General features: G+C 73.4%; 8 protein-coding genes. 6 read left to right on the forward strand and 2 right to left on the reverse strand.

Translation table 11 applies throughout. The annotated features are described in order from the left end of the window. Positions 1-825 (reverse strand): AMP-binding protein (locus tag AC32QD_RS01075; protein ID WP_492008628.1); only part of this gene is annotated, 825 nt, incomplete at its 3' end. A gap of 157 nt (positions 826-982) precedes the next feature. Between AC32QD_RS01075 and AC32QD_RS01080 the strand changes: the two genes are divergently transcribed. The 3 genes from AC32QD_RS01080 (at position 983) to AC32QD_RS01090 (ending at position 5,154) form a co-directional block, all read left to right on the forward strand. After that, positions 983-2,737: an adenylate/guanylate cyclase domain-containing protein gene (locus AC32QD_RS01080; protein ID WP_492008629.1), complete on the forward strand. Its 1,755-nt coding sequence runs from the start codon at positions 983-985 to the stop codon at positions 2,735-2,737. Between the two features lie 257 nt (positions 2,738-2,994). Beyond that, entirely contained in the window at positions 2,995-4,263 is a 1,269-nt protein-coding gene (locus AC32QD_RS01085; RefSeq protein ID WP_492008630.1) for a DEAD/DEAH box helicase, read from the forward strand. Positions 4,264-4,353: 90 nt separating this feature from the next. Beyond that, positions 4,354-5,154 carry an SDR family NAD(P)-dependent oxidoreductase gene (locus AC32QD_RS01090; protein WP_492008631.1) on the forward strand — a complete coding sequence of 267 codons (801 nt, stop codon included), beginning with the start codon at positions 4,354-4,356 and terminating at the stop codon, positions 5,152-5,154. 93 nt (positions 5,155-5,247) lie between these two features. Here AC32QD_RS01090 and AC32QD_RS01095 read toward each other — a convergent pair whose 3' ends face one another. Next, the gene (locus tag AC32QD_RS01095) at positions 5,248-5,943 is read right to left on the reverse strand and encodes an SDR family NAD(P)-dependent oxidoreductase (RefSeq protein WP_492008632.1); all 696 of its coding nucleotides are present in this window, start codon (positions 5,941-5,943) and stop codon (positions 5,248-5,250) included. 104 nt (positions 5,944-6,047) lie between these two features. On the opposite strand from AC32QD_RS01095, the gene AC32QD_RS01100 reads away from it, so the two are divergent. The 3 genes from AC32QD_RS01100 to AC32QD_RS01110 form a co-directional block, all read left to right on the forward strand. Then, on the forward strand, positions 6,048-6,740 hold the full coding sequence (locus AC32QD_RS01100; protein WP_492008633.1) for an SDR family oxidoreductase: 693 nt from the start codon (positions 6,048-6,050) through the stop codon (positions 6,738-6,740). 94 nt (positions 6,741-6,834) lie between these two features. Then, complete coding sequence (locus tag AC32QD_RS01105; protein ID WP_492008634.1) at positions 6,835-8,352, forward strand: ActS/PrrB/RegB family redox-sensitive histidine kinase; 1,518 nt, start codon at positions 6,835-6,837, stop codon at positions 8,350-8,352. Between the two features lie 101 nt (positions 8,353-8,453). Further along, positions 8,454-9,063: hypothetical protein (locus AC32QD_RS01110; RefSeq protein WP_492008635.1), on the forward strand; the 610-nt coding region annotated here is incomplete at its 3' end.

Consider the following 9,063-nt stretch of genomic DNA (forward strand, 5'->3'; position numbering starts at 1 on the left):
CATCAGGTTCACCTTGTGCTCGGCGATCGCCTGGTAGATCGGCCCGGCGCGCACCTGGCGCAGGCAGACATGGGTGCCCGCCATCACCGACACCGCCCAGGGGAAGCACCAGCCGTTGCAGTGGAACATCGGCAGGGTCCACAGATAGACCATCGGCTCGGCCAGCCGCGCGTGCAGCACGTTGCCCTGGGCCAGCAGGTAGGCGCCCCGGTGGTGGTAGACCACGCCCTTGGGATTGCCCGTGGTGCCCGAGGTGTAGTTGAGCGAGATCGCGTCCCACTCGTCGGCCGGCATCTTCCACAGGTATTCCGGATTGCCGTTCTCCAGGAATCGCTCGTAGTCGTCGCCGATGCCGTCGCGCCCGGTGGGCACGGTTGGATCGGCGTACTCGATGACCTTGGGCTGGCGGCCCTCCATCTTCTCCAGTGCCTGGCGCAGGAGCGGCGCCAGCTCGCTGTCCACCAGCACCAGCTTGGCCTCGCCGTGGTCGAGGATGAAGGCGATGGCCGCCGCATCCAGCCGGGTGTTGATGGTGTTGAGCACGGCGCCGGCCATCGGCACGCCGTAATGCGCCTCGAGCATCGGCGGCGTGTTCATCAGGAGCGCCGCCACCGTTTCGCCGCGCCACACGCCGGCCGCGCGCAGCGCCGAGGCCAGCCGCCGCGCCCGGGTGTAGAACTCGGCATAGGTGAAGCGCTGGCGGCCATGCACGATCGCCGTGCGTTCGGGGAACACCGCCGCCGCGCGGGCGAGGAAGGTCAAGGGTGTCAGCGGCTGGTAGTTCGCCTCGCACCGATCGAGGCCCTGGGCGTAGGTGTCGCTCATCGCGTCCCCCATGAAGCTTTTAAAACTTGGTCTGACGCGCCACCGCGCGATTGTCAAATGCCGCCCGCCCCCGGCCGCCAGCCGCGCGCATGATGGATTTCGGCCGGTGGCTCGGCTACCCTGCCCGCCGCAGCTCAGACCCGAAAGGAGCCCGCCCATGGAGCGCCGCCTCGCCGCGATCCTGGCGGCCGACGTGGTCGGCTATACCCGGCTCATGGGTGCGGACGAGGCCGGCACGCTCGCGCGCCTCACCGCGCTGCGCGAGAGCGTTGTCGCGCCCCTGATCGCCGACCATGGCGGGCGTGTGGTCAAGCTGATGGGCGACGGCCTGCTGGTCGAGTTCGCCAGCGTCGTCGGCGCCGTCGACTGCGCGCTGGCCTGGCAGGACGCGGTGGCGCGCCACGAGGCGGCGCAGCCCGCCGAGTCCCGCCTCGCCTTCCGCATCGGCGTGAATCTGGGCGACGTGATCGTCACCGGCGAGGACATCCACGGCGACGGCGTCAACGTCGCCGCGCGGCTCGAGGCGCTGAGCGAGCCCGGCGGCGTCTGCCTCTCGGCCGACGCCTGGCGCCAGGTGCGCGGCCGCGTCGAGGCGCGCTTCGTGGACATGGGCGAGCGCAGCCTGAAGAACGTGGCCGAGCCGGTGCGGGTCTACCGCGTCGCCCGGGGCCCGACCGCGGCCGCGACCGCCGCGCCCCCGGCCGCGCAGCCCCTGCCCGACAAGCCCTCGATCGCGGTGCTGCCCTTCGCCAACCTGTCGTCCGACCCCGACCAGGCCTTCTTCGCCGACGGCATCACCGAGGACCTGATCGCCGCCCTCTCGCGCATGCCCTGGTTCTTCGTGATCGCGCGCAACACCGCGTTTGCCTACCGCGAGCAGGCGACCGACCTGACCCGGGTGGCGGCCGAGCTCGGCGTCAAATACGTGCTCGAGGGCAGCGTGCGGCGCTCGGGCCACCGGCTGCGCATCATCGCCCAGCTGGTCGACGGCGCCACCGGCCAGCACGTCTGGGCAGAACGCTACGACCGCGAGACGGCGGACATCTTCGACATCCAGGACGAGGTGAGCGAGGCGATCGTCGGCGCGCTCGCGCCCGAGTTCCTCTCCCTCGAGGCCCGCCGCGCCCGGCGCAAGGAGGCCGCCCAGCTCGATGCCTGGGAGTGCCTGGTGCGCGGGCGCGCGCATCTGTGGAAGCTCAGCCGCGAGGACAGCGATGCGGCCCGCGCCCTCTTCCAGCGCGCCATGGCGCTCGACCCCGCGGGCACGCTGGGCGCCGGCGACCTCGCCATCGTCCACCTGCACGAAGCCTATTACCGCTGGTCCGACGACCCCGACGCCTCGCTCAGGGAGATGATCGCGACCGCTCGCCGCGCCGTCGAGGGCGACGACACCGACCCGTGGGCGCTGACCATCCTGGCCTGGGCCAGCATCTATGCGCACGACTGGGACGAGGGGCTGGCCGCGGTCGAGCGCGCCATCGAGCTCAGCCCCAGCTTCGCCCCCGCCATCGGCGTGCGCGGCAGCCTGCGCGCGCTGACGGGCGACCCCGAGGGCTGCCTCGCCGACGTCGCCCACGCCACGCGGCTCAGCCCGCGCGACGGCATGATGGGGTTCTGGCTGATGGGCCTCTACTGGGCGCACCACCACGCGCAGCGCTACGCGCAGGCCGAGGCCACCGCCCGGCAGGGCATCCGCGTGGCGCCGGGAAATCCCACCTTTCGCCGCCAGCTCGCCGCCGCGCTCGCCTGGCAGGGCCGCATCGACGAGGCCCGCGCGGCGCTCGCCGAATATCTGCGCATCTCGCCCGACCACACCACGGCCGACGCGGCCAAGGTTCCCTGCCGCGACCCCGACGTCGTGGCGCGCTTCGTCGAGGGGCTCCGGCGCGCCGGCCTGCCCGACCCGGCCTAGGGGCACGCGACGGCCGCGCTTGACATTCCGGGCCGCCCGGGCCATTTGTGCACCGCACATTGTCTCGCGATTGCGCGAAGCGCCGCAGGGGGGATGCCCCGACAGGGGAGATGCCCCGACGGCGCCACGTCCCGGGAACAATAACAAAGAAACTCGCCCCTCCGGCACGCGCCCGGACGAGGGTCAAGCACCGGGACGACACGGGGGGCCGCGCAAGACGCGCCGCCCGGGCGCCGCCGGCGCACGAAGGAAACCACTTGACCGTTACCAGTTTTGCGGAGCTCGGCCTCGCCGACCCGATCACGCGTGCCCTCGCGGCGCGCAATCACACCCGCCCGACGCCGATCCAGGCGCAGGCGATCCCCCATTTGCTGAAGGGCCGGGACATGCTGGGCATCGCCCAGACCGGCACCGGCAAGACCGCGGCCTTCGCGCTGCCGATCCTCGACCGGCTGGCACGCCGCCCCGCCAGCGGCAACCGGCGCCCGCCGCGCGCCCTGATCCTGGCGCCGACGCGCGAGCTCGCCATCCAGATCGGCGACGAGATCCGCGCCTATGGCCAGGACCTGCCGCTGCGCCACACCGTAATCTTCGGCGGCGTCGGCCAGGGCCCGCAGGTGAACGCGCTCGCCCGCGGCGTCGATATCCTCGTCGCCACGCCCGGCCGGCTGCTCGACCTGATCGGCCAGCGCCGGGTGGCGCTCGAGGCCGTGGAGGTCCTGGTGCTCGACGAGGCGGACCGCATGCTCGACATGGGCTTCGTGCGCGACGTGCGGAAGATCCTCGCCGCGCTGCCGCCCCGGCGCCAGTCGCTCCTGTTCTCCGCCACCATGCCGGCCGAGATCGCGCGCCTGTCGCGCGAGCTGCTCACCGAGCCGGTGCGCGTCGAGGTCACGCCACAGGCGACCCCGATCGAGCGCATCGCCCAGTCCGTCCACCATGTCGGGGCGAAAGAGAAGACGGCGCTGCTCGCCGGCATTCTTTCCGACCCCGCGCTCTCGCGCGTCATCGTCTTCTCGCGCACCAAGCACCGCGCCAACCGGGTGGCCGAGGCCCTGGGCAAGCGCGGCATCGAGGCCGAGGCGATCCACGGCAACAAGAGCCAGGGCGCGCGCCAGCGTGCGCTCGCGCGCTTCCGCACCGGCGAGGCGCGGGTGCTGGTGGCCACCGACATCGCCGCCCGCGGCATCGACGTCGAGGGCGTCAGCCACGTGGTGAACTACGAGCTGCCGAACGAGCCCGAAGCTTACGTCCACCGCATCGGCCGCACCGCGCGCGCCGGCGCGGCCGGCGCGGCGGTGTCGTTCTGCGACCCCTCCGAGCGCGCCTTTCTGCGCGACATCGAGCGCCTGATCCGCCGCCGCCTGGCGGTGGTCGGCGAGGCCCCTTCCGCCGCCGCGCCGGCGCCGCAGGCCGACCCCGCCCGGTCCCACAAACCCGGCGCCCCGTCAAAGCCCCGCCGCGCGCGCAACCGCAACCGCCGGCGGGCCCGATCGCAAGGCGGCGCGGCCCGGGCGGCCGTCTGAGCCCGGGCAGGCCGCCCCGCCTGCGATCGCCGTTGGACACTCCGGGGCCCGGCGTGCCAGACTTGGCCCGAACGGGAGGGGAGGTCCGACATGGCAGGCTCGCTCGAGGGCAGAACCGTGATCGTCGCCGGGGCGGGCGGCGCGGTCGGACGCGCCGTGGCGCGCCGATTCGCCGCGGCCGGGGCGCGGCTGATGCTGGCCGACCCCGACGACGCCGGGCTGGCCGAGACCCTGGACGAGATGGGCGGCGCGGGTGACGAGCTCGCCAGCTTTGCCCACGGCATCGAGGACAAGCTGGGCGTGGCGAACCTGATCGCCGCCACCACCGACCGCTTCGGCCGTATCGACGCGCTCGTCACCAATGCGCGCGCTTCCTCGCCCGGCGGGCCGTTCGACCTGAGTGCGGACGACTTCACGCAGGTGCTGCAGGCCAACGTCGCCTCGGTCTTCCTGCAAAGCCAGATGGTGGCGCGGCGCATGATCCAGCAGCGCGCCGACAATCCCGACTTCCGCGGCGCGCTGGTCAACATCTCCTCGATCTCGGCCCAGCGCACGGTGCCCGAGCTCTTGGCCTACTCGGTTTCCTGCGCGGCGCTGGACCAGCTCACCCGCTCGCTCGCCGCGGCGCTGGGGCCGCAGGGCATCCGGGTCAACGCCGTGGCGCTGGGTGCGGTGATGACGCGGCGGCTGCGCGAGGCGCTTTCCGAGCGCAGCGAGCTGCGCGACGAGATGATCTCGGTGACGCCCTTGGGGCGGATCGGCGAGGCCGACGAGGCGGCCGAGGCGGCGCTGTTCCTGGCCTCGCCGGCGGCGAGCTTCGTCACCGGACAGGTGGTCGCGGTGGACGGTGGGCGGCTGGTCCTGGACCCGCTCTCCTCGCCCGAGCGGTGACGTTAACTCTTACAGGTCTTATATAAGACCTGTAGGAATTTCGCCGCTTTCTTCACCGTTTCTCAACCGTGATCCGCGGCCTTCCGGCGGCGCTCAGAAGGTCTCGACCCAGGGCCTGAGCGCGATCTCCCAGGCCCAGGCCGAACGGTCCTGGCCAAGCAGCTCCCAGTAGCTCTCGGCGATGGCGTCCGGGTCGAGCATCGAATCGGGCCGGTCGTCGGGCTCGGGCCGCCGGGCGGAGCGGATGCCGCCGTCGATCACCACATGGCCGACATGGATGCCCCTGGGGTGCAGCTCGCGCGCCATGGACTGCGCCAGCCCCCTCAGCGCGAACTTGCCCATGGCGAAGGGGGCGGACTGCGCATAGCCCTTGACCCCGGCCGAGGCGCCGGTGAGCAGGATCGCGCCGTGGCCGCGGGGCAGCATGCGCCGCGCCGCCTCCTGCGCGGCGAAGAAGGCGCCGACCGCGGTGACCTGCACGGCGCGGGCGACCTCCTCGGCGTCGAGCTCGACCAGCGGCCCGCGCACCCGGCGCGAGGGGTTGTAGACCAGCACGTCGGGCGCCTCGCCCTCGTCGAGCGCGGCGAACAGCGCGCGGACCTGGGCCAGGTCGGCGGCGTCGCAGGCGTGCAGGCTGGCACCGGTCTCGCGCGCCAGCGCCTCGATGTCCTGGGTGCTCCGCGCCGCCAGCGCCAGCTTCAGCCCGTTCGCCGCGAACAGGCGCGCCAGCGAGGCCGACAGCCCGGCGCCCGCGCCGATGATCAGCGCCTTCGAGTAGCTCGGTTTCATATCGCCCTCCTTGAATCCTCGGGCCGGTCCCGCTACGCCCAAGAGGGTCCCGGAGTGTCCCGAGTTTGCCCCGAGATATTCCCTCGGCGAAGATGGAGCGCCCCATGGCGAGGACAACCCTGATCACCGGCGCCAACCGCGGCATAGGCCTGGCGATGGCGCGGCTCGCGGCCGAGCGCGGCGACCGCGTGCTGGCCGCCGCCCGCCGGCCCGGCGAGGCCGCGGCGCTGCAGCAGATCGCGCGCAGGCACGCCAATGTCACCGTGCTCAACTTCGACGTCACCGACCCCGAGGAGATGGCCGCGGCCGCGGCGCTGGACAGCGGCGCCGTGGACCTTTTGGTGTGCAATGCCGGCCAGTACATCGCGCGCGGCCGGATGGACGACCCGGAATACACCTTCGACGCCTGGCATACCGTGCTGATGACCAACGTCGCCGGGGTCTTTTTCACCATCCGCGCCTTCCTGCCCCGGCTGCTCAAGGCCGAGGCGCCGAAGATCGCCGTGGTCTCCTCGATCATGGCCTCGAGCGAGCGGGCGCCGGGCGGGGCCTATTGCTACCGCGCCTCGAAGGCGGCCGCGACCAACCTGGCGCGCAACCTGGCCGTCGACTTGCAAGAGCGCGGCGTCGCGGTCGGCGCCTACCACCCGGGCTGGGTGCGCACCGACATGGGCGGCCCGCGCGCCACCGTCGAGGTGGAGGAGAGCGCCAGCGGGCTGCTCGAGCGCTTCGAGGCGCTCTCGCTCGCGAGCTCGGGCGTGTTCGAGGACTACAAGGGCAACGCGATTCCGTTCTGAGCCGCCCGGGGGCAGCCCGCGCCCCGGCTCCGCCCGCGCCCCGGCTCCGCCCGCGCCGTTCCCTCGCGCATGAAACCGCTCTAAGCTTTGCGCCATGGCGAACACGGGGCTCAGCTATCTGTTCAACCTCGAGGCGCGCGGCGACTGGGTGCGGCTGCGCACGCTGATCATCCTGCGCTGGATCGCGGTGGTGGGGCAGACCGCGGCGGTGCTGGCGGTCGAGTTCGGCATGGGCTTCGAGCTGCCGCTGCTCTACTGCGCGCTGCTGATCTCGACCTCGGCCTCGGTGAACGTGGTGGCGCAGCTGGTCTACCCGGCGGAGAAGCGGCTGAGCGAGCGCGGTACGCTGGTCTCGCTGTTTTTCGATCTGGCCCAGCTGGTGGCGCTGTTGATGGTCACCGGCGGGCTCAACAACCCCTTCGCGGTGCTGATCATCGCGCCGGTGACCATCTCGGCCACGGCGCTCAGGCTGCAGTCGACGCTGTGGCTGGGGCTGGCCGCGATCGTCGCCGTGGCGCTGATGTCGGCGGTCTATCTGCCGCTGGCGCACGAGGGCGGCTGGGTGCTGGGGGTCCCCGAGCTCTACCGCAGCGGCATCGCGGCGGCGCTGGCCATCGCGGTGACGTTCCTGTCCATCTATGTGCGCCGCGTCTCGGTCGAGGGCTACGCCATGAATCAGGCGCTGACCGCGAGCCAGATCGCGCTGGCGCGCGAGCAGCGGCTCTCGGCCATCGGCGGCATCGCGGCGGCCACGGCGCACGAGCTGGGCACGCCGCTGGCGACCATCAAGCTGGTCGCCAGCGAGCTGGCGCGCGAGCTGGCCGAGCGGCCCGAGCTGGCCGAGGACGTGGCGCTGATCCGGCGCGAGGCCGCGCGCTGCGGCGAGATCATGGCCGATCTGGGCCGCGGCGGCCGCGACGACAGCCAGATCCGCACCGCCCCGGTCTCGGCGGTGATCGACGAGGCGGCCGAGCCACACCGCGACCGCGGCAAGCGCATCGTGGTGCGAATCGACGGCGCGCCGACAGGGGAGGCGGCGGGGGAGGCGGCGGGGGAGGCGGCGGGGAAGGCGGCGCAGCAGGCGGGCGAGGCCGACCGCGAGCAGCCGGTGGTGCGGCGCAGCCCCGAGCTGGTGCACGGGCTGCGCAACGTGATCCAGAACGCCGTCGACTTCGCCGAGCGCACGGTCTGGGTGGACGTGGAGACCGGCGCCGGCGAGGCCGGCGCCGAGCTGCGCATCGCGGTGGGCGACGACGGGCCCGGTTTCGGGCCGGACATCCTGCCCCGGCTGGGCGAACCCTATGTCAGCACGCGCCAGCGCGGCGAGCGGCGCGATGCCGGCCCCGCGGCCGCGGCCAGCGAATACGAGGGGCTGGGGCTGGGCCTGTTCATCGCGCGCACGCTTCTGGAGCGCACCGGCGCGCGGCTGTCGTTTGCCAACGGCTCGGACGCGCGCCAGCGCCGGCTGCGCGACCCCGACACGCCGGCGGCGCTGGCCCACCCGCCGGGCGCGATCATCGAGATCGCCTGGCCGGCCTCGACGGTGGTCGCGCCGAAGCAGGAGGCGCGCCGCGCGCTGGGCCGCAACCAACGCTTCGGCGCCACGTTTTAGCCATTCGTTAACCTTCTTCGGCGGACAGATTGGGTGTTTGACGTGGGGCGCCGGCCGAACCGCGGCCGGGCCGGGGGAGCTGCGGCGGAACGGATAGTGGCGTGAGCTTTGGTGAATCGGATTTGCTTGCCGGGCTGGTTCTGGCCGGGCTCGCCCTGCTCGGCACATCGGCGGGCCTGTTTGTGTGCCTGCGCCGCGAGCGGCGCCGCGCCGCGCGGGCGGCCCTGTTCGGCGCGGGGGCCGTGCTGCTGGTCGCCGACGGCCGGGTGATCGATGCGAGCGAGGAGGCGGTGCGCCTGCTGGCCGGGGACGGGGATGGCGACCGCGACGGGAACGGCTGCGCGGCGCCGCTCGGCCGGCCGGCCGCGGAGGTCGTCGGCGGCTATCTCGGCGACAGCCCCGGCGCCGGGCGCGAGGCGGCGCTGGCCGCGCTGCGCCGGCTCGAGCAAACCGGCACCGCCTTCGAGCTGCCGGCGGCCGACCGGGCGGGGCGCAGCGTTACGCTCGCGGGCCGGCCGCGCGGCGGGCTGGTCCGGCTGGAGCTGCGCCGCGCCGCCTTCCTCGACGACGCGCCGGGCGCCGACGGCAGGGGGGCGGAGGCGCTGGTGGCGCTTCTCGCCTCGGCCCCCCTGATCGCCTGGACCCGCGCCGCCTCGGGCCTGCCGGCCTGGTCGGCCGGTTGCATCGCCTTGCACCAGCGCCCGGTGCAGG

Source organism: Thermohalobaculum sp. (genome assembly GCF_058622915.1).